This is a genomic window from Viridibacillus soli, assembly GCF_016612995.1.
Classification (GTDB): Bacteria; Bacillota; Bacilli; order Bacillales_A; family Planococcaceae; genus Viridibacillus; species Viridibacillus soli.
In genome coordinates this window covers 1-25,432 of the sequence record NZ_JAEOAH010000003.1, presented here as the reverse complement: position 1 = coordinate 25,432, position 25,432 = coordinate 1, and the positions used below count along the sequence as shown (strand labels likewise).

General features: G+C 36.3%; 22 protein-coding genes, 1 pseudogene and 2 riboswitches. Of the genes and pseudogenes, 19 read left to right on the top strand and 4 right to left on the bottom strand.

All coding sequences use genetic code 11. From position 1 onward, the window contains the following. Positions 1-39 precede the first annotated feature (39 nt). The 4 genes from JFL43_RS02035 to JFL43_RS02020 all read left to right on the top strand — a co-directional run bounded on the left by JFL43_RS02035 (position 40) and on the right by JFL43_RS02020 (position 5,596). Positions 40-1,017 carry an MBL fold metallo-hydrolase gene (locus JFL43_RS02035; protein WP_200747718.1) on the top strand — a complete coding sequence of 326 codons (978 nt, stop codon included), beginning with the start codon at positions 40-42 and terminating at the stop codon, positions 1,015-1,017. A gap of 689 nt (positions 1,018-1,706) precedes the next feature. Beyond that, a complete protein-coding gene (locus tag JFL43_RS02030) occupies positions 1,707-2,663 on the top strand; it encodes a tyrosine recombinase XerC (RefSeq protein ID WP_325166623.1) in 957 nt (318 codons plus the stop codon). Between the two features lie 122 nt (positions 2,664-2,785). Next, entirely contained in the window at positions 2,786-3,328 is a 543-nt protein-coding gene (locus tag JFL43_RS02025) for a GNAT family N-acetyltransferase (protein ID WP_200747717.1), read from the top strand. Positions 3,329-3,865: 537 nt separating this feature from the next. Further along, positions 3,866-5,596 carry a putative bifunctional diguanylate cyclase/phosphodiesterase gene (locus JFL43_RS02020; protein ID WP_200747716.1) on the top strand — a complete coding sequence of 577 codons (1,731 nt, stop codon included), beginning with the start codon at positions 3,866-3,868 and terminating at the stop codon, positions 5,594-5,596. A gap of 42 nt (positions 5,597-5,638) precedes the next feature. Here the strand turns inward: JFL43_RS02020 and JFL43_RS02015 are convergent, their stop codons facing one another. Further along, a complete protein-coding gene (locus JFL43_RS02015; RefSeq protein WP_200747715.1) occupies positions 5,639-6,676 on the bottom strand; it encodes a PTS transporter subunit IIC in 1,038 nt (345 codons plus the stop codon). Positions 6,677-7,184: 508 nt separating this feature from the next. Between JFL43_RS02015 and JFL43_RS02010 the strand changes: the two genes are divergently transcribed. Further along, positions 7,185-7,802 carry an AAA family ATPase gene (locus JFL43_RS02010; protein WP_200747714.1) on the top strand — a complete coding sequence of 206 codons (618 nt, stop codon included), beginning with the start codon at positions 7,185-7,187 and terminating at the stop codon, positions 7,800-7,802. A 91-nt stretch (positions 7,803-7,893) separates the two neighbouring features. Further along, a riboswitch (SAM riboswitch) is annotated at positions 7,894-7,989 on the top strand. A gap of 78 nt (positions 7,990-8,067) precedes the next feature. Next, positions 8,068-8,805 (top strand): cyclase family protein, encoded by a 738-nt coding sequence (locus JFL43_RS02005; protein WP_200747713.1) that lies wholly within the window; start codon positions 8,068-8,070, stop codon positions 8,803-8,805. Between the two features lie 543 nt (positions 8,806-9,348). Here JFL43_RS02005 and JFL43_RS02000 read toward each other — a convergent pair. Further along, positions 9,349-10,347 carry a 5-oxoprolinase subunit C family protein gene (locus JFL43_RS02000; protein ID WP_200747712.1) on the bottom strand — a complete coding sequence of 333 codons (999 nt, stop codon included), beginning with the start codon at positions 10,345-10,347 and terminating at the stop codon, positions 9,349-9,351. Further along, positions 10,344-11,093 carry a 5-oxoprolinase subunit PxpB gene (pxpB, locus tag JFL43_RS01995; protein WP_200747982.1) on the bottom strand — a complete coding sequence of 250 codons (750 nt, stop codon included), beginning with the start codon at positions 11,091-11,093 and terminating at the stop codon, positions 10,344-10,346. The genes JFL43_RS02000 and pxpB overlap by 4 nt, the downstream gene beginning before the upstream one ends. A 187-nt stretch (positions 11,094-11,280) precedes the next feature. Here pxpB and JFL43_RS01990 point away from each other — a divergent pair, with 187 nt between their 5' ends. The 12 genes from JFL43_RS01990 (at position 11,281) to JFL43_RS01935 (ending at position 23,553) form a co-directional block, all read left to right on the top strand. Continuing rightward, positions 11,281-12,042, top strand: coding sequence for a LamB/YcsF family protein (locus JFL43_RS01990; protein WP_200747711.1), 762 nt, complete (start codon positions 11,281-11,283; stop codon positions 12,040-12,042). A 14-nt stretch (positions 12,043-12,056) separates the two neighbouring features. Beyond that, complete coding sequence (locus JFL43_RS01985) at positions 12,057-13,280, top strand: NRAMP family divalent metal transporter (protein ID WP_200747710.1); 1,224 nt, start codon at positions 12,057-12,059, stop codon at positions 13,278-13,280. An 18-nt stretch (positions 13,281-13,298) separates the two neighbouring features. Beyond that, complete coding sequence (locus JFL43_RS01980) at positions 13,299-14,090, top strand: putative hydro-lyase (protein ID WP_200747981.1); 792 nt, start codon at positions 13,299-13,301, stop codon at positions 14,088-14,090. Between the two features lie 388 nt (positions 14,091-14,478). After that, positions 14,479-14,745 carry a YhdT family protein gene (locus JFL43_RS01975; RefSeq protein WP_200747709.1) on the top strand — a complete coding sequence of 89 codons (267 nt, stop codon included), beginning with the start codon at positions 14,479-14,481 and terminating at the stop codon, positions 14,743-14,745. Further along, positions 14,745-16,190 carry a sodium/pantothenate symporter gene (gene panF / locus JFL43_RS01970; RefSeq protein ID WP_200747980.1) on the top strand — a complete coding sequence of 482 codons (1,446 nt, stop codon included), beginning with the start codon at positions 14,745-14,747 and terminating at the stop codon, positions 16,188-16,190. The genes JFL43_RS01975 and panF overlap by 1 nt, the downstream gene beginning before the upstream one ends. Before the next feature lie 156 nt (positions 16,191-16,346). Further along, on the top strand, positions 16,347-16,505 hold the full coding sequence (locus JFL43_RS01965) for a transcriptional regulator (RefSeq protein ID WP_200747708.1): 159 nt from the start codon (positions 16,347-16,349) through the stop codon (positions 16,503-16,505). A 133-nt stretch (positions 16,506-16,638) separates the two neighbouring features. Next, positions 16,639-16,831: riboswitch (cobalamin riboswitch) on the top strand. A gap of 193 nt (positions 16,832-17,024) precedes the next feature. Next, positions 17,025-18,596, top strand: coding sequence for an Ig-like domain-containing protein (locus tag JFL43_RS01960; RefSeq protein ID WP_200747707.1), 1,572 nt, complete (start codon positions 17,025-17,027; stop codon positions 18,594-18,596). Between the two features lie 75 nt (positions 18,597-18,671). Further along, positions 18,672-19,580, top strand: coding sequence for a DUF4430 domain-containing protein (locus JFL43_RS01955; RefSeq protein WP_200747706.1), 909 nt, complete (start codon positions 18,672-18,674; stop codon positions 19,578-19,580). A 19-nt stretch (positions 19,581-19,599) separates the two neighbouring features. Beyond that, positions 19,600-20,481 (top strand): energy-coupling factor transporter transmembrane component T, encoded by an 882-nt coding sequence (locus tag JFL43_RS01950; RefSeq protein ID WP_200747705.1) that lies wholly within the window; start codon positions 19,600-19,602, stop codon positions 20,479-20,481. Further along, a complete protein-coding gene (locus JFL43_RS01945; protein WP_200747704.1) occupies positions 20,454-22,154 on the top strand; it encodes an ABC transporter ATP-binding protein in 1,701 nt (566 codons plus the stop codon). Before JFL43_RS01950 ends, JFL43_RS01945 begins: the two co-directional genes overlap by 28 nt. After that, positions 22,103-22,831 carry an ECF transporter S component gene (locus tag JFL43_RS01940; protein WP_200747703.1) on the top strand — a complete coding sequence of 243 codons (729 nt, stop codon included), beginning with the start codon at positions 22,103-22,105 and terminating at the stop codon, positions 22,829-22,831. The genes JFL43_RS01945 and JFL43_RS01940 overlap by 52 nt, the downstream gene beginning before the upstream one ends. Positions 22,832-22,962: 131 nt before the next feature. Next, positions 22,963-23,553: a DUF4097 family beta strand repeat-containing protein gene (locus tag JFL43_RS01935; RefSeq protein WP_200747702.1), complete on the top strand. Its 591-nt coding sequence runs from the start codon at positions 22,963-22,965 to the stop codon at positions 23,551-23,553. A 291-nt stretch (positions 23,554-23,844) separates the two neighbouring features. Here the strand turns inward: JFL43_RS01935 and JFL43_RS01930 are convergent. Next, positions 23,845-24,387 (bottom strand): annotated as a pseudogene (locus JFL43_RS01930) (Tn3 family transposase); the annotation flags it as partial. Between the two features lie 358 nt (positions 24,388-24,745). Between JFL43_RS01930 and JFL43_RS01925 the strand changes: the two are divergent. Beyond that, a complete protein-coding gene (locus JFL43_RS01925) occupies positions 24,746-25,276 on the top strand; it encodes a hypothetical protein (protein ID WP_100797249.1) in 531 nt (176 codons plus the stop codon). Positions 25,277-25,432: the final 156 nt, after the last annotated feature.

Genomic DNA, 25,432 nt, shown 5'->3' with positions numbered 1-25,432 from the left:
GAAGATACTGACACTAATTCGAAATAGGAAGTGATAACTTTGGCTAAAATTACGAAAAAAGGGCGTACTGTGTATCCAATACTAATGCCTACAAGTTACGGTAACATGGGCACGATTAATAGCTTTTTACTGCAGGATGGAGATTCACTATCGTTAATAGATGCTGGAATACATACGGAGGAATATAAACAGGCGTTAATCGTAACATTAGCGGAAAATGGTTTTCTCATATCCGATCTATCTCGAATTCTATTAACACATCATCATGAAGATCATATAGGACTAGTCAATTGGATTTTACAACAAAAAGATATACCAGTATATGCACATCCGGAAGCTATTCCACGTCTAATGGTAGATTCGGAATTTTTGACGATGCGGAAAAATTTCTTTACTGAACTTTACATTGAAATGGGCTGCATTGATGATGCTAAACCACGCCTTAAAAAATTACAGCGTACAATTGAACAGCAAAAAGAATATGCTATCCAGACCACTATTCGGCCACTAATAGAAGGTGATGAAATTCTCGGTATGACAGTAGTAGAAACAGCGGGGCATTCCGCTGATTCCATTAGTTTTTATGACATGGAGAGAAAGTGGTTATTTGCAGGGGATGTTGTTTTACAAACAACTGCAACAAATGCTATTGTAGATCCAAATGTAAAGGGCAATCGCCTGCACACTGTAAGACAATATAAAAAATCACTAGAACGGATTCAGCAACTTGATATAGATTTATTGTTTCCTGGCCATCAAGAAATAATTGAGGACCATCAAACAGTTATTGCGCAAAAGCTTGAGAAGATGCATCGTAAAGCGGAGCGCTTATATCATGTTATTGAAGAGGGAATAGAGCGACCTAAACAAATCGCACAGAAACTATATCGTAATAAGTTCAATACAGAATTTTCTCTTGTGATGTCAGAAGTGATTGGCTACTTAGATTATTTAGAAGAGAAGGGGCATTTATTGAAAACAATTCAGGATGGTGTTTGGCATTATACTGTTTTGTAATTTAAAACAATTACATATGGAGCGTTCCTACTTCAACTTCATTGCTAATTAAATAGCTTTTAATAATAGGTGATTGGCAGCTGCATCATCACTATGAATATCATGAACAGAGAATGCTAATCTTGAAAGATTCCTCTCTGTTGTATGAGTTAGTCTCATACTCCGAGACTAACTCAATTGTAGAGTCGTAATCGCCGATATAGAAATATACCCCTATTAATCGTTTTATCTGCACTAGGCTTCCCTATTTAATCACGCTCTAAAATCTTCTTCCTCTTTTAAGGTACTATGTAATTTCTGCTTCATCCTCATTTTGCAGTTATCCAACCATATCAAAGCTAATATTTATAAAATTTTACAACTATAACAATATTTTATTTTACGATATATATATAGAAAATAAAATAGTTATTAACTAATATTGAGTAGTTTGTCTTTTTTTTGTATTTTTTTACATAAAACTAGGTGGAGAAAACGTATAAATTTTTAACGAATCGAGAGATACAACTATGCGTATTGATACATCTCGAATCGTCTGAGAGCGAATCTGAAGCATCCTAATTTATGTAAAAAAGGCGAGCAATTTAAGCCGCAAATTATATGAAAATATTTGTTTTTTAAATAAGGTTCCCAAATACACATTTGGGAACCTTATTTATGTTAAAATAGCAGTATAAGAGGTGCTGAATTTGCAAACTACATACCCAAAAGTAATGAGAGATTTCCTCGTTTACTTAACAACAATCAAAGGAAAATCAAAAAGAACGCGTGAAGAATACGAATATGACTTAACGTTGTTTTTCCGCTTTTTAAAAGCAGTGCAGCAAGATATTAATATTAAGTTGATCAATCAAATAGATATATCAGATTTAACAATCGATTTTATCCGTGAAATATCATTAGAAGATATGTATTTGTTTTTAGAATATTGTGAGGAACAACGGAAAAATAGCGCACATGCAAGAGCGCGGAAAGGTGCTACCTTAAAATCCTTTTTTAAATACTTGAAATCGAAACGTCATTTAATAGAAGAAAATCCAGCTGATGAACTCGAATCACCGAAAGTTGGTAAGCGTCAGCCTATTTATATGACGATGGATGAAGCGAAGGTTTTCATAGGAGGGATTAAAGAATCCACACATTATTATCGTAATTTTTGCATGATTACTTTCTTTTTAAATCTAGGCATCCGGGTAACGGAACTGTGTAAATTGGACTTAGATTCTATTCAAGGGGATTATTTAACTGTAACGGGCAAAGGAGATAAAGAAAGAACGGTCTATTTAAATGAATCCTGCCAAAATGCATTGTCTCGCTATATCAAAAAAGAGCGCTATGCTATTAAAGGTGCTGATATGAACGAATCGTTATTCCTTTCTCAAAAAGGAACACGCCTTACTAGACAACGTGTAGCCAAGATCGTGAAAGAGATTAACGAGCAATCCGGATTGAATAAAACAAAGCTAACACCACATAAGTTACGCCATACTTCTGCTACGATGATGTATAAAAGCGGTGCTGATATACGAAGCCTCCAGCAGATACTAGGTCACTCCAGCGTCTCTACAACGCAAATCTACACGCATGTGGAAGATAAAGAAATCCAACAAGTAATCGAAAACAATCCGTTTAATCAGCTTATTTAGATTCATTCTATTAAAGAAATTATAATTATTATGGAATAAATAGAGGTATTTCCTTTCTTTTTACAACTATTTGCACATTATTCTAAAAATAGTATAATTCAAATTACTTAGAAGGGGGATTAATGTTTACAGTAAAAGTTGATGACGATCTAAAGCTAAAATTACTACAGGAATATGATGCAGCTGAACTATTTGCCGTTACGAAGAGCTCAGCAGTAAGTTTGAGAGAATGGTTACCTTTCATAGATTCTAATGAAAGTATTGCGGATACACAGCAATTTATTCGGGTCTCATTGAAGCAGTTTAGTAATAATGACGGCTTCCAAGCAGCTATTGTTTTTAAAGAAAAAATAGTTGGAGTTATTGGATTTCATCAAATTAACTGGCAAAATAAGTCGACTAGTCTCGGATATTGGCTTTCAAAGGACTATGAAGGTTTAGGCATAATGACGAAATCCGTCCGTGCACTTATCAATCATGCCTTTCTTGATCTACAGTTAAATCGAATAGAAATTCGTGCTGCCGTTGAAAATAAGAGGAGTAGAGCCATACCAGAACGACTAGGATTCACTGTAGAAGGTATTAGTCGTCAATCTGAATGGCTATATGATCATTATGTAGACCATACTGTTTATAGCATTCTTTCAGAGGAATGGCATAAATAGCAGGAAAGACCATCATTGATGGTCTTTCTTTTTGATTAGTTTACATAATATAATTATGTAAACTAATTGTGAGATGATAGAACAATCAATAGAGTAGTTAATAGTACCTAAATATCCGTTTAATAAAATTTGGCTCCTTTATAAAAAAGAATTTCATATATTAAATTTGTTTATAAAATTCGCAATATTATCCAATTATTCTCTGAATACTTTTTTTAAGACCAATTCAAATAAACTATCTATAATTAGTACCTTTAATATAGTTGAATATTGATGAATTTGAATTAATTTATAGTAATTAACCTGTATTTTTATAGGCTGAAATACACTGATAATAATATAAATACTATGTTAATGATGTAAAAATTTGATTGTTACATTTTAATTATTCATTAACAATTTTACTGATTTTTTTCCCAAATAGGCACTTTGACCTTTTGTTTTATATTGAATAATACCCTTATATTGGTTATGGTAAAATGTAATTATAAGAGAAAATGCTCGAATAATGCGGAATCGATTAGGAGTGAGGATTATATGAACCATATTCAAGCGACACAAAAGAATCAATCTGCTGATACATATACAGTCCAGCAATTAATAGATATCAAGCATGCATTAGATCGATCTATTATCGTTGCAATTACCGATAATCGCGGTGTCATTACATTTGTGAATGATCACTTTTGTGCTATATCTAAATATACAAAAGGTGAATTGATTGGTCAGGATCATCGTTTATTAAATTCAGGCCACCATTCTAAAGCATATTTCAAAGAAATGTGGCGAACGATTGGCAATGGCGAAATGTGGTGTGGCGATATTTGCAACCGTGCAAAGGATGGCAGTTTATATTGGGTTCAAACGACAATAATTCCATTCCTAAATGCTAAAGGAGTTCCATATCAATATGTAGCCATTCGCACAGATGTCACAGAACAAAAAAATATTAAAAAATTTAAGTTCTTAGCCTATCATGACGAATTAACAGGGTTACTAAATAGCCGTATGATGCATATTTATTTAGCAGATTCGTTTAAAGATACAAATAAAGATGGCCTTTCATTGACTCTTTTAATGATGGATGTTAACCGCTTCAAGCAAATTAATGATGGTTTTGGTCATTTAACAGGTGATTTATTTCTAATAGAAGTAGCCACTCGCTTAAAAAGACTTGGCGTTGATGAGAAATCATTGTTTCGATATAGTGGCGATAGATTCGCCATTATTATGAAGAATGAGGAGCAAGCGCTATGGAAAGCACATCAAATAATGGCTGTTTTTGAAGATAGTTTCTTAATTGAGCAATATGAATTATATTCTTCTATTAGTATTGGAATTAGTTCATGCCCAATTGACGCACAAACGCCGGAGGATTTAGTGAAATTCGCCAATGTTGCTTTGCTTGAGGCGAAGAAAGAAAAAGGCAGTGGCTATGTACAATATGAACATTCGATGAATATCGCCCATGATCAATTGCTAATACTAGAAACAAAGCTGAGATATGCCATTAAACAAAACCAAATTGAGCTATATTATCAACCGAAATTCGATTTGAAAACGAATCGGTTAATGGGTATGGAAGGTTTAATTCGCTGGTATGATGCAGATTATGGCTTTATTTCACCGGAGAAGTTTATACCATTTGCAGAGGAGTGTGGTTTGATAAGTGTCATTGGAGAGTGGGCTTTAAAGAGGGCCTGTACGCAGATGAAGATGTGGCTCGATGAATTTGGCATTGATATTCGTGTGTCGGTGAACATCTCTCCCATTCATTTAAAGGAAAGAACATTTGTACAACGACTACATGGAGTGTTACAAGAAACAGGTTTACCTGCTAAAAATTTAGAGTTAGAGATTACAGAAATGAGCTTAATGCATCAAACTGAGCAATTGATTGAAACCTTCAATCAAATAAAGGATTTAGGTGTCATGATCGCTATAGATGACTTTGGGACAGGTTATTCATCACTCAGCTATTTAAAAAAATTTCCAATTGATATATTAAAAATTGATCAGTCCTTTATTCGAGGCCTAAAACCGGGACTTAGTGATGTGGCAATGGTTACTGCAATTATCAAATTAGCACATGCACTCAATATGCTTGTTGTTGCAGAAGGCGTTGAAACGAAGGAAGAGTTATCTATTATTCTTGATAATAATTGTGACTTTGTACAAGGATTTTACTTCAGTAAACCGTTGTCTACCGAGGAATTCTCAGCAAGATTGCAGGATTTTCACCTTCCTAAAATATGGGGGAATTTGTAAAAAAAGGTCACCCCGAAGTTTTGGGCGACCTTTATATTTTTTTTATTCAATGTGAACTTTATAGTCTTCAGCTGTAATTAATTTAAATTTACGTTCAAATAGGCGAAGCAACATGATATTTAAGATGATTGGTAGTACGAAAAACATGCCCAACATCACAGTAATATTGTGTAGATTCCAGCCACCCTCTGCTAAATTGATATAGTTCAGTGGGCCAACTAAGCCAGCTAGTCCAAATCCTGCACTAATTGGAGTTCCTGTGACTTCTACAACCCCAGCAAGAGCACCAAGTATAGCAGCTGTAATCATCATCGGTAAGGCAATACTAGGTTTCATAAAGAAGTTACGCATTTGAATTTTAGGAGAACCCAATACATGTGCTAGTGCAGTGCCGAGAGAATTTGCTTTATAACTTGCAATACACATACCCACACCTGATGCAACGACACCTAAATTAGCAGCGCCTGCTCCAATACCAGATAGCATAATAACAGTCGCAACACCAATAGTAGAAAGTGGGGACAAAATCAAAATACAGAAGATCACTGCGATTGTTGCGCCCATAATAATAGGTTGTAAAAGCGTAATTTGATCGATCACAACACCAACATAGCCCGATCCAGTGCGAACATATGGTAATAACATAAACCCTATCAAACCTGGAACGAAAATTGTTAATGCTGGCAGTAGTAGAATCGTATAATCTTTTAAGCGTGCACCAATGTATTTTACGAAAAGGACAGCTAAACCCGCTGTAACACCTGTATTAATAACGACACCAATACCACTTAGCATCATAGCACCTTCAGTCGAAATTTGTACGACACCGCTACCTACCATAGCGGCAAGCCCGACACTTGCGGTTTGAATCGGAGTTAATTTAAAAGTTAAACCCACAGTTACCCCAATAATGACAGGTAACATACTCATGACGAGTACAGATATATCTAAAATATGTTGTAATATCGGAACATGCGGAATAATCAATTTTAATATTTCACCCACTAATGCGTTTGGAATGAGGGATACGATAATCCCAATACTCATACCAGTTAATAACTTGTTAAAAAAATCTTTCATTCGACAAAATCCCCAATCTCAAGTGAGTTAATGTTCTAAATTATATGAACAATTCAGATAACAGTCAACGCGCATATTTTAGGATTTTATCGAAGAAATGCATAAAGACGTAAATATGCTACTTCAACTAGTATATTTATGAAAAATACGCTTATTTAATATTTTAAATATTTATGTCATTTAAGTAATTTTAGAAGCTATTATAGGTATTTGCCGCTGCAAGAAGTCGTTTGTATGATTTTTCGACAGCAGTAGTAACAACTTGCCAAAGCGGTGAATCAATATCAAACGCTTTATATGAATAATGGAAGTAAGATGTTCTTTCAATAAATTAATTGAGTCTATAGTCACTTTAAATTGCATTTATTAAGCTGTTTATAGATTCAATTTGCCCTTTTCATTACTAACGCTTCATATACTTTTATTGCCAGTTCTATTACAATAAATTTAATATGAACATAGGCATTCGATGTGCTCGTTCAAGCATACATTTAAGGTGGTAATGACAATGGCAAAGCATGTAAATATCGTATTCGTTATAGGCGCTGCAGGGGTAGGGAAAAGTGCAGTTGGGAAGTTAATTGCGAACCACAAAAATTTCGTATACGTCGATAAAGAGACAGTAACTTGCCCCTTTACTGAGCTGTATTTAAAAGAATGCTCACCAACAAATGATCCATATGACCGCGAATCTGACTTCTATATGGACAATGTGAGACCAATTGAATACCAAACAATGCTACGTATTGCTCTAGAAAATATTGAGCTTGGCAATGATGTTGTGTTATCTGCTCCATTTGAAAAGGAATTAAACGATGAGAATTGGATTAATGAAGGCTTAATGGCGAAAATTTTAGAAAAAGCAAATCTTAAAATAATCCGTGTTCACGTGGATAAGCAAACGATGTTAAACCGTCTCATCAGCCGTAATGAATTACGTGATTCATGGAAGTTAAGTAACTGGGATACATATATTGCAAGTATGGCAGACTTAAATGTTGCTTGGAATAAGCATGCATATGATGAATATACTTTTGATAATAGTGATGCATTACCCATTCTGTATGATATTCAAGTGAAGAGTTTAATAAAATGGTTTGATCAATTCATAAAAGTCCTATATTAATAGGGATTTTACATGTATAAAAACAATTTTCTGGAATTCATTGACATTTGCTTCATATAGATGTAAATTAAGAAACAACAAAATAACTTTTTTCTTATCCAGAGAGGTGGAGGGACTGGCCCTTTGAAACCTCAGCAACGGACATTGTACCGTGCTAATTCCAGAAGCGTATGCTTGATGATAAGAAGAGTGCATGGACGTATCGTCAACCTCTTCTTATCAATGGAGAGGTTTTTTTGTTCAATAAAAAGATGAGGTGATTGATATGTCAACTGAATTAATCAGTGCACTACAAACATTAAAAGAAAAGAAATGGATCGATTTAACACATACTTTCGGGGAGGAAACACCACGTTTTAATGCATTTAAAGGGTTAGAAAAAACAACTTTATTTTCACATGAAGACGGCTTTTTAACACATAATTTTGCATTTGTAGGTCAATATGGAACACATTTAGATGCACCTATACACTTTGTACGTGATGCCCGTTATTTAGAAGAATTAGAGTTAAAAGAGCTTGCCTTGCCACTGGTTGTTATTGACCACTCAAAGGATGCAGCAGAAAATAACGATTTCACAATTTCAGTGGACGATATTTTTAAATTTGAGGCGGAACACGGTAAAATCGAGGCAGGTACATTTGTAGCTCTTCGTACGGATTGGAGCAAACGTTGGCCTGATATTGAAGCATTTAATAACTTTGATGCAGACGGTCACCCACATGCACCAGGATGGTCAGTGGATGCACTGAAATTCTTATTTGAGGAGCGTCATATTAAAGCGGTAGGGCATGAAACATTGGATACGGATTCTAGCGTATTATATCGTCAAAACAATGCTTTACTTGGTGAACTATATGTATTGGAACAAGATACTTATCAAGTAGAACTACTAACCAATTTAGATCAGTTACCGCCAAAAGGGGCGGTTATCTTTAACATCGTACCAAAACCTGAGAAGGCGTCTGGCTTCCCAGTTCGCTCATTCGCCATTTTACCTTAAACAGAAAATGCTTACCTGTCTGATTTGGGTAGTGGTTAATAATTTATTATAGATTCTAATGCTCGTCTTCAACAATTCAGTAGGGGAGTGACTAAAATGGGAAAGACTAAGAGGTGATTTTCTGGAGATTAAAATTGATGATTTATTTGGATCTATAGTGGCTAAGTAATTGAAGGAACATCTTCATATTATGAAGCAACATTCATCGGCAGAAAGTATACATGCCCTAAATCTTGAGGAATCGAAAAAAAAATACATTCTGGAGTGTATGGGAACGGGAAGATAAGAGACTTTATGCAAGTATTGGATTTCTAAAATGCAAGCCATTTTCGAATTACAATGAGGTCCCAAACAGTGTATTTAAGATAAAAGAATTATGAATGCTAGTAGTAAAAAAGTTGATCATTTTAATAAAAGAAAGAACTAATAAAATACAATAAGAGCATGTATTGATTAAACTTATATCAATACATGCTCTTTCTATTTGCCTATATATTGAGGTTTATAGTATTAATTTGTTCAAGCTACAGCGAAATTCTTTATTTATGATGAAAGTTTTGCAGATAAGCGAATCGCTGTGGCAATGTTTTTTATATTTTGCTCTTTAGCAATTAACGCTTGTTGAGCTTCCTCTAATGATACTAGTTTAAATTGGATCTTAGCCCCTGATTGTAACTGCGCAAGACTAGCTAAATCAGCTGTGATGACTTGGACCATTTTTGGATAACCACCGGTAGTTTGACGGTCTGCCATTAAAATAATTGGTTTACCACTTGGTGGAATTTGTACTGTTCCAAATGTCACTGCTTCTGATAACAACTCAAATTTCTCAATCAAAGATAACTCTGGTCCTTCAAAGCGATAGCCCATTCGATCAGCTTCTGTAGAAAGAGTATATTGATTATTTGTTAAGCGAAGCTGGCTTTCAGCGGTAAAACAATCCCACTCTGTACCATGGATTACTCGTATTGTTTGTTGTTGATTTAATGATATTAATTCATGGTAATTAACAGACCAAGTAGCAGGAGCGTCCAAGTTTTTTGCATATTGGCTTAATTCTTGATTTGTTTTAGTATAAGGTCCGATATTTAGTTCATCCTTTTTTTGTAATGCTCTACCTTCAAAACCACCCATACCAGCTTTCAAATATGTGCTTTTACTATTCATAACAGTAGGTACGTGAATCCCACCTGCAAAGCTAACATATGCACGACAACCCTTATGTGCCCGTTTAAACTTTAAGATGTCGCCTTTTTTCGCGATAAAAGGGCGCCAAAGCGGAGCAGATTCACCATTAATGGTAGCTGTTAAATCAGCTCCTGTAAGTGCGATGAGATGATCATTATTAAATTGTAAAACTGTCCCAAATAATGACACTTCAAGAGCCGCTTCACTTTCAACATTTCCAACTAGGATGTTTGCGATTCTAAGTGAATAAGCATCCATGGCTCCGCTTACGATTACTCCGAATTTTTGTGATCCGAAGCGGCCTGTATCTTGAATAGTTGTTAATAAGCCTGGCTTTAATACTGTAACTGTCATGATCTTGTCTCCTTTAATTGTTTGTATTCTTCGTCGGATATTGGTTTGAAGCGAATACAATCACCAGCCTGCAAAAGGGAAGGAGGCGTTTCTTTTGGCAAAAATAAATCGAGTGGCGTGCGACCAATAATTTGCCAACCACCGGGTGTTTCGAACGGATAAATGCCTGTTTGTTTGCCAGCAATCCCGACTGAACGAGCTGGAATGGCTAGTCTAGGTGTATCTTTTCGAGATGTTGCTATTGCTTCATTCATACCACCCATAAAGGCAAAGCCAGGAGCAAAACCAAGCATATAGACAAGGCACTCGTTTGCACTATGTAATTGAATAACTTCTTCTGTTGTTAAGCCATTTCTTTTAGCGACATATTCTAAATCTGGTCCGTATTCTCCACCATATACAACTGGGATTTCAACGACTCTTTGTGTAGTTTGTTTATTCGATGTCATTTTAGTCATTAGCTGTTTCACATACTGACATACGAAGTCGTATGATGTAATATTTCCTGTCATTCTGAAAACGGTATACGGATGGTAGTAAATAGTTATATTAGTATATGCTGGAACAGCTTCTGCAAAACCATCAAATGGATGATCTTCTAGTAATGCTAATAAATTTTGTAAAATCGCACAGTTTGTGGGATCAATTGAATCTCCGATTTGAACCATCACTGCCGAATCTCCTAATGATTTGAATTTTACATGCTTAAATGCTTCTCCCAATTCGATCAACCTCTCATTTTGCATTATAAATAGTATTATCATATAGAAAAACTATATGATATGACAAGTAAGTTATTTGCATTTGATAATTCATTATAGTGGAAAAAATTTAAAAAAGTGGTTTTCATGACGTTAATTTAATGATAATATATGTTTTGTGTTAGAAAAACTTACATTTAATTCTATTTAAAATTAGTCAGGGGCTGAGAAAATGTTTCGTGTAGACTTGAATTGCGACCTAGGAGAAAGTTTTGGTCGATACAAGCTAGGGGAGCAAGAAGAGATTTTAAATTATGTTACATCTGCGAATATAGCATGTGGTTTTCATGCGGGAGATCCTTCTGTTATGAGAGAAACGGTCAAAATGGCCGTTGCCAAAGGTGTTAAAATTGGCGCTCATCCCGGTTTACCAGATTTGAATGGCTTTGGACGCCGCCCGATGCAGATTACGCCACAAGAGGGTTATGATATGGTCGTTTATCAAATCGGTGCACTACAAGGGTTTTTAGCTACATTTGGGGAGAAAATGCAGCATGTAAAACCTCACGGGGCATTATATAATATGGCTGCAAAGGACCCGGCATTAGCTGAAGCCATTGCACAAGCAGTCTATGATGTGTCACCAGACCTTGTATTATTCGGTTTAGCTGATAGTGAATTAACGAAGGCTGGAGAAAAACTAGGATTACAAACAGCACATGAAGTTTTTGCTGATCGTACATACCAAGCCGATGGTTCACTCACTTCACGTTCACAAGCAGATGCATTAGTGACCGATGAAGAACAAGCTGTTAAACAAGTCGTAACAATGGTCAAAGAAGGCTATATTCTGTCTCAACAACACACAAAAGTAGCATTGCGAGCAGATTCAGTATGTATTCATGGGGATGGTATACATGCTCTGGCATTTGCGAAATATATTCGCAATACATTGGAGAATAATCACATTAACGTTCAAGCATTTTACGAATAAAAAGGGGTTTATATATGTCAAAAGTCAGCTTAGAGCAAGGTCAAGGAAAGAAGAAAGTTACACGTAGCGTCTTATTAGGTGCTGCCTTTCTAATGGCAACTTCATCAATCGGACCTGGATTTTTAACACAAACAACAGTTTTCACACAACAATTAGGTGCTAGTTTTGCCTTTGTAATTTTAGTATCACTTATTTTAGATGTCTTTGCTCAAATGAATGTCTGGCGTATCATCGCAGTATCAGGCTTACGTGGACAAGAGATTGCCAACAAAGTACTGCCTGGTTTAGGTCTAGTATTAGCTATCATGATCGTCATTGGCGGTCTTGCATTTAATATTGGGAACGTCGCCGGGGCAGGTCTTGGCTTAAATGCTATGCTCGGTTTAGATCCGATTGTCGGAGCAGTTATAAGTGCCATTTTTGCAATATTTATTTTTCTCGTAAAAGAAGCAGGTAAAGCGATGGACAAGGTCGCACAAGTAGCTGGTTTAGTGATGATTTTACTGATGATGTATGTAGCATTTACGACTTCTCCACCAGTAGGAGCGGCACTTGCAAATACATTTACGCCGGAAAAAATTGATATTCTATCTATCGTAACATTAGTTGGTGGTACAGTTGGTGGATATATCGTTTTCGCTGGTGGACATCGCTTGCTTGATGCAGGCGTTAAAGGTATAGAATCGTTACCTGATGTAACGAAAAGTTCTGTAACAGGTATTGCCGCTACAGGTGTTATGCGTGTCGCTCTGTTTTTAGCTGTGCTAGGAGTGGTACATCAAGGTTTAACAATTGATTCTGTCAACCCACCAGCTTCGGTCTTTAAATTAGCTGCAGGTGAAATCGGTTATCGTATGTTTGGTGTTATTATGTGGGCTGCTGCGATTACTTCTGTTGTAGGTGCTGCATATACATCTGTTTCATTTATTCGCTCATTCCACCCTGTGATTGAAAAATATCATAATTGGGTCATTATTGGCTTTATCATTGTATCGACTATTACATTTGCGTTCATTGGTAAACCAGTTAAAATTTTAGTTTTAGTAGGGGCGATTAATGCTCTAATCTTACCACTAGCTCTTGGTACTCTATTAATTGCCGCTTATAAAAAGAACGTTGTCGGCAGTTACAGACACCCCATGTGGTTAACAATACCAGGTATTTTTGTTGTCGTCGTTATGAGTGCACTAAGTGTTCGTACACTCATTGTGGAGTTACCTAAACTATTTAACTATTAAAGAAGGAGACGACATATGATGACACAATTCGATACAATGGCACCAGCTACTATTCGCGAATTAATACGAACTGGCGAATTGACTGGTCCAACTGCAGGCATGGCTAAAGGCTATACACAAGCTAATTTAGTCATCTTAAAAAAAGAATATGCGTACGATTTCTTATTATTTTGCCAACGTAATCCTAAGCCATGTCCGTTAGTAGATGTATCAGATATCGGATCATTTACACCGAGCACCATTGCTGACGGGGCGGATATTCGAAAAGATATTCCAAAATATCGCATCTATCGCGACGGTGTGTATACCGAGGAAGTGACAGATATTACGGATTATTGGGAAGATGATATGGTGTGCTTCCTATTAGGCTGTAGTTTTACTTTTGAAACACCTCTACTTGCCAGTGGCATTCCAATAAGACATATTGAAGAAGGTTGTAATGTACCGATGTACAAAACGAATATCCCTTGTGAAAAAGCAGGTATTTTCGAAGGTCCAATGGTAGTAAGTATGCGTCCAATGAAGCACGCTGATGCCATTCGTGCTGTACAGATTACTTCTCGCTTCCCAGGTGTACACGGTGCACCGATTCATATTGGAGATCCTAGTCAAATTGGGATTTTAGATGTTACGAAACCGGATTTCGGTGATGCTGTAACGATTAAAGCAGATGAGGTTCCGGTATTTTGGGCTTGTGGGGTAACACCGCAAGCCGTAGCGATGGAAAGTAAGCCAGCCATTATGATTACACACGCACCAGGCTGCATGTTCATCAGTGATTTAAAAGATGAAAAATTAAGCGTACTGTAAGTGTTAAAGGCTGTCTCTAGAGTCGATTTGTCGGCTTGGAGGCAGCTTTTTCATTTTGAGAAATTTGGATAGGGGATTTTTTGTATACCCCTATATGTATTTGTGTGTAGATTATTTCGAAGTTGCCAGTAAAGTACAAAGAGTTGCCAGTAAAACGGTCAAAGTTGCTAGTAATTTATGAAAAGTTGCCAGTAAAACCAGTAAAGTTGCCGGTAAGCTGTAATTCTATGCGTAATAATTAATTTTATACCCCTTCCTATAAGTTTAGTTTACATAATATTATTATGTAAACTAAATGCGATGCTTTCATTTTTCTGTACGAAAAAGTATTATAGTAAAAGCAACTTATTTTAAATAAGATGTGATTCATTATAAAGGAGATTGTTATATGAGTGATAAGCGTTTTAAAATTGCACATCGCGAAGCTATCATTGGCGTCATTCTTGTCATCATCAATTTTAGTATTTGGTTTGGCTTTGCATATGGCATGGGTTCAGGCGACCCGTTATCATATACATATGTGTTTGGATTTCCAGCTTGGTTTTTCTATAGCTGTATTGCAGGTACCATTTTTATGGTCATCCTCATTGTATTCGTCATAAAATTCTTGTTCACAGATGTACCTTTTGACGATGAGGAGGGCGACCAATCATGATGCATTGGCAAGTCATTATTCCATTAGCTATTTTTCTTATTATTATTTTCTCGATTGGTATTTGGGCAAACCGTCATGTCATGCAATCGAATTCGTTTTTGCAAGAGTATTTCCTTGGTGGTCGTGAAATGGGCGGCTTCTTGCTGGCAATGACGATGATGGCGACTTATGGTAGTGCCGGAAGTTTTATCGGGGGACCTGGTGTTGCTTATAACACAGGACTTGGCTGGGTGCTACTTGCGATGGCTCAGTTGCCTGCAGGTTATTTTGTCCTAATGATTCTCGGTAAGAAGTTTGCGATTATTGCAAGAAAATATCAAGCTATTACATTAATTGACTTTTTACGTGAGCGTTATCAAAGTAAAACGGTTGTCATTGTATCCGCTATTAGTATAATTGCATTCCTTTTTGCCTCAATGGCTGCTCAGTGGATAGGTGGTGCGCGTTTAATTGAATCATTAACGGGCTTAAGTTATTCATCTGCACTATTTATCTTTGCGGGAGCGGTTTTAATTTATGTTATTATTGGCGGTTTCCGTGCAGTTGCATTAACGGATGCTGTACAAGGCTCTGTAATGGTCATTGGGACAATCATTTTACTCGTTGCAACGGTTATAGCGGGTGGTGGTATTTCTAATATTATGAGTGATCTGGTGGCAGAAAATCCGAACCTTGTCTCACCATATGGAGCAGATCGTAGTTTAACGCCATTATATGTCTCGACATTTTGGATTTTAATAGGAATTGGTGTTATTGGTTTACCACAAATTGCGGTACGTGCGATGTCGTATAAAAACTCAAAAGGTATGCATTCTGCTATTATCATCGGAACGGTTGCACTTGCTACAGTTATGTTTGGCATGCATTTAATCGGTGTATTAGCACGTCCCGTATTACCTGGTGTTGAAATCGGCGATAAAGTGATGCCTTTACTTACTTTAAAAGTTTTGCCACCATTTTTAGCTGGCATTGTTCTTGCTGCACCAATGGCAGCCATTATGTCAACTGTTAATGCTTTACTCATTTTAGTTAGTTCAACTGTTGTGAAAGATATTTATTTAAATTATATTAAGCCAACTGCAACAGATGCACAGATTAAAAAGGCGAGCTTCTATGTAACAACTATTATTGGGATTGCAGTTGTACTAGTTGCTCTACGTCCGCCAGATTTACTTGTTTGGTTGAACTTATTTGCCTTTGGTGGATTAGAATCTGTTTTCTTATGGCCGGTAGTATTTGGTCTTTATTGGAAAACGGGGAATAAATACGGTGCAATCAGTTCAATGATTATTGGTATTTCTTCATATATAATCATTGATCAAAAAATGCCAAACGTGTTCGGTATGCATACTGTTACATTGCCGATTACCTTATCCTTAATCACATTTATTGTTGTAAGTCTTGCTACGAAACATAAAGTGAAGACAAATACATCGATTATTTAATATGAAACACCAAACCTTCAAATGGGGAGTTTGGTGTTTTATTTTGGATGGAAAACTTTGCTCCCATATTTTCAGTCGATTTAATTGACAGATAACTTAATCTGTTATATATTAATTAAAAATAAAATATTTGTTATATAACAGGAGGTTGTTTATATGGAAATGTATAGAGAAGGTTATGAAACGTATTGTCTAGCTTGTGAAAATTATGGTATGGAGTCGATGAATTTTTATCTATACGTAAAGAACTTAACCGTAGAGCAATTAAACGCATTTAATCAAAATACGCAGGTGTGCGATGATTACGAAGTCTGATGCCGCCACAATTTTATAAAAACCCTACCAGTTTACTAAAAACGGGTAGGGTTTTATTGTGTTTTATATAAAAACATGAAAAAGCAATTTACTTTCCATTTCATTTATGGAATACTTTAGATGAAAAGACAATTAAATATATTCTTATAAAAGTGCTTATGAAAAACATAAGTTAATAGGGAAATCGGTGCAAATCCGATGCAGCCCCGCTACTGTATGTGTGGATGAAATTGTTGCGAACCACTGATTCATGTTAAATGGATTGGGAAGGGACAAGAGTAAATGGAAACACGAGCCAGGATACCTGCTTTTATAATGTAGTTTCAATTCTTCGAGGGGGAGATCTGGAGCATCGAAGGCCTTTTTGTATATTAGTATACATAGTTTCAGGCATTCCGCCGTCCAAACTCTCTTTACATTGTGTAAAGGGATATTTTTTTGGTCTTTTTCGAGAAAACTTTCAATCTATCGAAGAAAAAACTACAAGTAATAAACTAAAAAGATATGGGAGATGTTTTCATGTACACAAGTAAATGGGTAAGAAAATGGGTAGCACCAATCTCTATGGCTGGTTTATTAGTATTATCACAACTACCAGGACAACCGTCGACAGTAAACGCTGCAGAAAATACGATAGCGCCAGTCCAAGTACCAGCGAAAGATGTCAGCTATAAAAACGTTTTAAAGTCAACTGCATCATTTTTACTAGAACAAGTGCCGAATCCGTCGTTTGGTGATGAAGACTATGTGACAGATTTCGCGCGTGCCGGCATTCCAGTTCCATCTAAATACTATGTAACGTACTTCAACAATCTTGTCAAAGAAGTCAAAAGTAAAAATGGCAAAATCTCAGAAGATGTTGGTAAATATTCAAAAGTTATTATTGCATTAACAGCAATTAACAAAGATCCACGTAATGTTGGGGGCTATGATTTAGTTAAATTTATGTATGATACATATTTAGCTACTGAACAAGCAGGAAAGTTAACAAACGGAAACAAATTCTATTTCTTATACGCGATTGATACAAAAAACTATGATTTATCAACAGAAGCGAAATATGCAAAAATTACAAGAACGCAATTAGTGAATGATTTAGTAAAAGATCAACTTAAGGATGGTTCCTTTGCCTGGGATCTTAAATGGGGTTCTGATAAAGATACAACGTCTATGACTGCTACTGCATTAGCACCTTATACAAAGGAAGATGCGGTAAAAGCAGCTGTCGAAAAAGCAAATGATTATTTAGGAAAAGAACTAGGGAAGCAAGGCGGCTTCTTCTCTGAATGGGCAAAAGGGGACAGCTCTGAAACGGTTTCTCAATTCATTATCAATTTAGCGGCTAATCAAACGAATGCAAAAACAGATCCTCGTTTCATTAAAGGGGATGGCAATTGGGCCGTTTCAAATTTAGTGAGTTTTGTAGATAAAACTACTGGCGGTTTAAAAAGTGGCTTATCTCAAAAAACACCGAATTTAATGTCATCCGAACAAGGCTTACGCGCATTAGGTGCTTATGACCGCTTTGAAAATGGCAAAAATCGTATTTACAATATGTCTGATGCTGCAAAGTCTATTAAATTCTACACAGTTAATATCGCTACACCAGTGATGGAAGTTGTTAGTGATAGCGCAACTATTGTAAAAGGGAAAGCTGCAGCAGGTGACACGGTTTATATTTACAATAACAATAATTTATTAAATCAAGCTAAAGCAGATGATAAAGGTAATTTCTCTGTAACGGTTAAAAAACAGGCAGCTGGTAGCAATATTATTGCAGTTGCAGAAAGTGGCGACGGTGTAAGAAGTAACAATGGCTCAACAATCGTCAAAGATATTACAGCTCCAAAAGCGCCATCAGTTAACAAAGTAACAAAATCATCTAGCAAAGTGACTGGTAAAGCAGAAAAAGGCGCAAAAGTATATGTATTAAAAGGGAAAACTTCAATCGGTAAAGGAACTGTTAATAGTAAAGGCCAATTTACTGTGAAAATCCAAAAACAAAAAGCCAATACAAAAGTATCAGTTTACGCAAAAGATAAAGCCGGTAACAACAGTAAATCAACAACAGTAACCGTTAAAACAAAATAATTTGAACGACATTGGAAGGGTGTTAGAGTCTATTCTCTAGCACCCTATTCCCATCTATATGAAGGGGTGCGCTTTATGAAGAAATGTATGTCTTTATGGCTCATGATGATCCTCGCACTATTTGTCATGACTGGCTGTAAAATTCAATCAGTTGAAGAATACAACAATCAAACTGAGCAAGAGAAAAGTATCCGTGACACAAACGATGCAAAAGTAGTCGTCAAAGAAAAGAAAGAAGATGGAACAACAAAGGATGAAGTAAAAAAGGATTCAACTAAAGATTCTAAGGTGACTAAAAACGAACTAGTTGAAAAGAGGAAAACACCTCAAAATGAAGCAGTAGATAAAACAGTAACTAAAAATGAACAACCAACTAAGCAACCATCAACTAGCACGCCTAAAACGAACTCAACATCAACTGAGAAAACAACTAGTAAAAACCCGTCAACTAGTTCAAATAAAGAAACAACAACAGCCAAAGATAAGGTACCAACCACAAAACAACCTATTAATCATAACAACACGCAAAAGCCAAGTGCAGCGATAAAAGAAGAACCAGTAAAGAAAAAAGAGTATGTCACCATCTCAATTAGTGCAGCTACTTTGATAAAGCACTGGGATATGTTAAAGCCGGCATTACAAAACGAGAAGTATGTGCCAAAAAATGGTGTTATTTTAAAGTCAACTATGTACGAAATTTTAAGTGAAGATGAAACGGTTTGGAGCATTTTAAAACGAGCAACGAGAGAGCATGGTATACACCTTGAATATCAAGGGGCCGGAGACAATAAATATGGCTCTGTTTATATACAAGGGATGAATCATCTATATGAAAGAGATGCGGGTTCGTCTAGTGGCTGGATGTTTGCTGTGAACGGGGTATTTCCTGATTATGGGGGTAGTTCAATCACAGTGAAGAATGGTGACAATATCCAGTGGCAATATACGGTTGATCTAGGTCGCGACTTAGGTACAAAAAGATAGCAAAGGAGTATTATGCATCATGAAAGCATTTGAAATGTATCACCCCATTGTCCTTTTCGCATATTTTGCATCCGTCATCGGACTTTCCATGTTTTATATGCATCCTGTTTATTTAATCATAACTTGTACCGCAGCCATCACATTAAGCTTATTGCTGAATAGAAAGTCGTTTCTAAGTGGCTTAAAATTTTTTGTACCAATGTTTTTGATAGCCGCGATTATTAATCCACTCATTAGCCATAACGGAGAAATCATTCTATTCTACATAGATTATAATGCCATTACTTTAGAGGCTATTGTTTACGGATTTGCGATGTCTATTATGATTTGCTCCGTTATTTTCTGGTTTGGCTGTTATAACGCCGTTATGACGTCGGATAAATTTCTGTATTTATTCAGTAAGCTTTCTCCTGCTTTAGCGCTGGTTATTTCATTAACGCTACGTCTTGTTCCACGCTTTAAGTACCAAATCACTGTTATTGCTCATGCACAGAAGACCATTGGTATGGATATTTCTGCTGGAAGCCCTTGGCAGCGTGGGAAAAGTGGGATTCGGATACTCTCAATTCTTATTACATGGGCACTTGAAAATGCGATTGAGACGGCCGATTCGATGAAAGCTCGTGGTTATGGATTAAAAAACCGCTCAACATTTTCATTATTCATCTTTGAAAAAAGGGATGGGTTCATGCTTGGCATTATACTAACATTACTTTTTACGAATATACTTGGTAGTTATTTTGGTGTAACGACGTATTATTTTTATCCAACGTTCACTGAATTAACCGTAACGCCAATTAGTATAGGATTGTACATTTCTTATGCTAGCTTACTCATTATACCTATTGTGATTGAAATTCAGGAGGCAATTAAATGGCGCTCATTGAAATACAACATGTGAATTTCCAATATCCAGAAAAACAGGAGCGGGTATTAGATGATATAAATTTAACAATTGAAGAAGGCGAATTTGCGGTTATTTGTGGCACATCTGGCTGCGGTAAAAGTACGCTATTAAAACAATTAAAAAGAGAAATAGCCCCCCACGGCGAGAAATCAGGGACTATTTATTACGCTGGAACGGCTTTAGAGGATTTACCAGATCGTGTTGCTGCTTCTGAAATTGGCTTTGTTATGCAAAATCCGGAAAATCAAATTGTCACAGATAAAGTGTGGCATGAGCTATCATTTGGTCTTGAAAATTTAGGACTTGAAACGATGGCGATTCGACGCAGAGTGGCAGAAATGGCGAATTTCTTCGGCATTCAACAATGGTTTAGAAAAAGTACAATGGAGTTATCAGGTGGTCAGAAGCAGTTACTCAATTTAGCAGCGATTATGGCGATGCAACCAAAGTTGCTGATTTTAGATGAACCAACCTCTCAACTCGATCCAATTGCTGCAACTGAGTTTATCGGCACGTTGCAAAAGCTTAATAAAGAGCTTGGCTTAACGATTATTCTTGTAGAACACCGACTAGAAGAGGTATTTCCTATCGCAGATCGTGTAGTTGTCATGGAAAAGGGACGTATCATATGTAATGATTCGCCTCAAAATGTTGCCAAACAGTTAAAGGAATACGATTACAATCACCCGATGATGCTTGGGTTACCTACGCCCGTACGTATTAATAATGCGCTGAAAGTTAATGATGTCGTACCGTTAACGATTCGCGACGGTCGTAAATGGCTGTCGAAGCATTTTTCGAATGACGTAAGAGCTTTGAAAAGCGGACTTAGTGAGAAGGCCTGTGATATCGTCTTGGAAGTAAAAGAAGCTTGGTTCCGTTACGAAAAGAATTTACCTGATGTATTAAGAGGTTTCTCTTTACAAGTACACGCAGGGGAAATTGTTAGTATTCTAGGGGGGAACGGTACAGGGAAGACAACGGCACTTGGTGTGTTGTCCGGCTTATTTAAACCGTATCGCGGTAACATCTTCATCAATGGCAAATCGATTAAAAAGTTTTCAAATGGGGAATTGTATCGCAATAATTTAGCGGTCTTACCTCAAGATCCCCTTACTTTGCTTGTAGAGAAGAAAGTACATCTTGAATTTGACAGTATTATTAGTGTCTTGAAGATTTCAAAAGAGGCAGCCAAAGAACAGTTAGATGAGATTATAGCAACACTTGGTATCGGACATTTGTTAGACAGTCATCCGTATGATTTGAGCGGTGGAGAGCAGCAAAAGGTTGCTTTAGCCAAAGTGTTATTATTACACCCGAAAATAATCCTGTTAGATGAGCCTACAAAAGGCATTGATGCGTATTCCAAGAAAATCTTCGCGGAAGTTCTACAAACGCTTAAAACGCGTCATGTTGCTGTTGTAATGGTCACACATGATATTGAGTTTTCGGCTCAGTATTCTGACCGTTGTGCGATGTTCTTTGACGGTGATATCGTTTCAGAGGATGAACCGAAACTTTTTTATAGTGGCAATAACTTTTATACAACTGCATCGCATCGAATGTCACGGCATTTTTTTGATCATGCAGTGACAAGTGAGGACGTGATTTCGTTATGCAAGCACAATCAGCAGCTAGAGCCAACAACTTCGCCCGTAAACGTTTAATTTTTTCGAGCATCATCATTTTCGTTATCATTCCAATCGTCATGATTGTTGGCGTGACAATGTTCAATGATCGTAAATACAATCTTATCTCAATGATCATCGTTCTATTAGCATGTGTACCATTCTTCATTTCGTTTGAAAGACGTAAGCCTCAGCCAAGGGAAATTTTAACGATTGCTGTCATGTCAGCTATCTCAGTTGCGGGGCGTGCAGCATTCATCTGGATTCCCGCATTTAAGCCAGTAACTGCAATTACTGCAATTACAGGGTTCGCATTCGGAGCTGAAGCAGGTTTCCTAACGGGTGCTACATCTGCCATCGCATCGAATATTTTTTTTGGACAAGGTCCATGGACACCATTCCAAATGTTCACATGGGGTATCCTTGGTTATATTGCTGGTTTACTCGGGCAAAAAGGATGGATGAAAAGTAAAATAGCATTGATTGTATTTGGCACTGTAGCAGGGGTCCTATATTCCTTCTGTATGGACATTTGGACGGTTATATCTTATGACGGATTATTTTCTTGGAAGAGATATTTAATTGCCATCTCAACAGCTATCCCATTCACGATTGTCTATGCTGTATCCAATGTCATATTCCTTCTTATTTTAGCGAAACCAATTGGTGAAAAATTAGAACGGATTAAAGTGAAATATGGCATGTTAAATAACTAGAGTTGTAGAATTCACTTTATAGTTTCACACACAGTATCATTCCTCGCCTTACCAGTCCGTTTCATTTTCAATGTATAAGTCGATGATGACACCAATACTGTGTACAAATGCAATAAATGTAGGGTCTCCCCTTGATCGCTGTATTAGGTTCTTTTTTTATAGGATTTGATGACTTTATGCTGCAATTTTTTGTTTCGATTATTACATGTGCAATTGGATTATTAGTCAGTGTTGCGATGATATATGTAGGGGAATTCTATTATGCGATTATTCTTAGTTATATTAAGTTCAATGTAAAAGTTATTAATGGGGGAGTTAAGATGAAAAAAATGGTGGTCGGAGCATTTATTCTTTTGTTTATAGGTATCGTTGGAGTAGCATCAACACTCTATTTTACGAAAGGATCTTTGTTTAAACTAACCGAATGGGAAGAGAAAAAGCCTGTAAGTGGACAGGAAATTCAGCAATTAGAAATCAATTCAGCTTCTGTTGAACAAATTGATGATATGGACATTGAAACAACGAGCGGTGAAGTTCAAATTAAGGCAAAACAGTCAATTCCATTTGCAATTGATTATAAAGGCGGATCCGGAGATGGCATTATCAGTGCTTCAGGAGTTACTTATACGGAAAAATCAGAGCATCTACTTGTAGGGGAAATTGGCTCTGGTAAGACTAAGCTAAAAGTAAGAACCTCTTCAGGTGATTTTATATTAAGATGATTTTGGAACAGCAATAGCCTTATGGAATTGCTGTTTTTTGTTTTTTATAGGTTCAAAAGTCCTATCTAAAATGCTCTCTAATTGTCGGTAGAGAATAGTTCTAATAGGGGTACCGTCAGGAAAATGCGGATTTACAACGCTAAGCCCATTTTCCTGACGATTCCTCCATTTTTAACAACGTTAAGAAAGTTTTAGTGGTCTTAAAGAATCTAATGATACCACTTGCTCCGAATTAAAATGATATTCTCCTAGTAAATTAAAATGCTCCCAGCCTAAAGGTAATATATGATGTAATAACTCTTCATTTGATAAACTAACTGATAACCTCATATTTCCCTTCGTTTGATTCCATATATTTTTTGAAAACAAATATTCCTCAAAATCCCTATATTGTCTACTGCCGTCAATGGATACATCACTAGCACGTACATGTTCTCTTAGTTCGGTTAAGACGGCCATTTCATAATAATGACGGTTGATTGTACCATCATTCTCATATAAGTGCTTTTTCCAACGCTTTGAAATAAAATCCACAGGTGATTCATCAGGTACTTTTCGCTTACCAGATTCGTTCATTCCTCGGATAATCTCTACTGCATGTAAAAGGGGTTCATTTGCCTTTGTAGAATGAAATTTCAATACCCTTAATAGAGTCGGTGTATATTTTCTAAGTGAATAAAATCGTTTTTGCAGTAAGTCTAAATAATCATAGTCAGCAGGGCGTGCAAGGTCCTGAGCTTCTTCCACTGAAAAGACAAAGGAATTCCATTCAATCACGGATTCTAAAACCTCAAAAACATTTAATTTTTCCTCTTTTGCTTTGATTAATGCTTGTAAAGAACATCTATTTCACAGGCTTAATGAGCGTTCTATAATTTATAACTAAAAATATTGGTTGTACATCCGATATAAAAAAGGACTTGTTGTAAAAAAATACTAATAATAACAATGTTAAGGTATTTTTTGAGAAACCCTAATTATTTAAATATAGGAGGATAATTGAAATGAAATTTACGAAACTATTTAGTTTTTTGCTTGTGGTAGTAATGATGTTTTCTTTCACAACATCTACAACACTTGCTGCATCATCTTCAAAAACGTTTACTTCTAGGGATACAATGAGGATAGCTATTAGTTAGTAAAAAATAGTGTAACTAGTTTATTTGTTCTCTCATAAATAGGAGGTACAAAGATGAGATTTTCGAATATTAGTAGCGATGCGTTAAAATTGTTAGGTGTTGAAAATAAATTAACACCTATTTCAATGCCAAGTTTTTCAGGAATAAATGCGATGCCGACAAAATCAGCTCCAGCGATGAGTGAAGAAAAATATAAGGACGCGATTATCGCACAGGCTAAAAAAGATTTTGAAAATGGTAAGTGTGGTGGTCATAAAAATTCGTCCTATATGACATTAAAGAACAGCTTTGTATCTGTAGTATCACCTGACCGTAAAGGTTCGATAGCACAAATATTAAGACAATTACCATTCATGCAGCGTGGAAATGTGAGCTATTTAGAGGTAAAGGATGCGAGGGGGAATATTACTTCTACCTATTCGCCCCATAATGGATGGCATGCAATTGGTACACGAGAAGAACATCTTCGTGAAAGTGAATTTGATGCGACTTATATAGAAGCGTGGCGCTCATTTAAAGCAGCAAGTCAAAATAATCAAAGTCATATCAGTACATCCAGCGGTTCCATTGATGTGTCAGTTTAATTGAGCTTTAAAAAACTATAAAAGCCGAAAACAACAATAAACTTTCGTTTTCCACAAGCTTTTAAAAGGTCAATTTAAGAAACCTTAATAAATATAGAAAACCCCTAGAAATGGGGAGTTTTTGAGACAATAAGAAAACACCTTATTTTGCAGCCA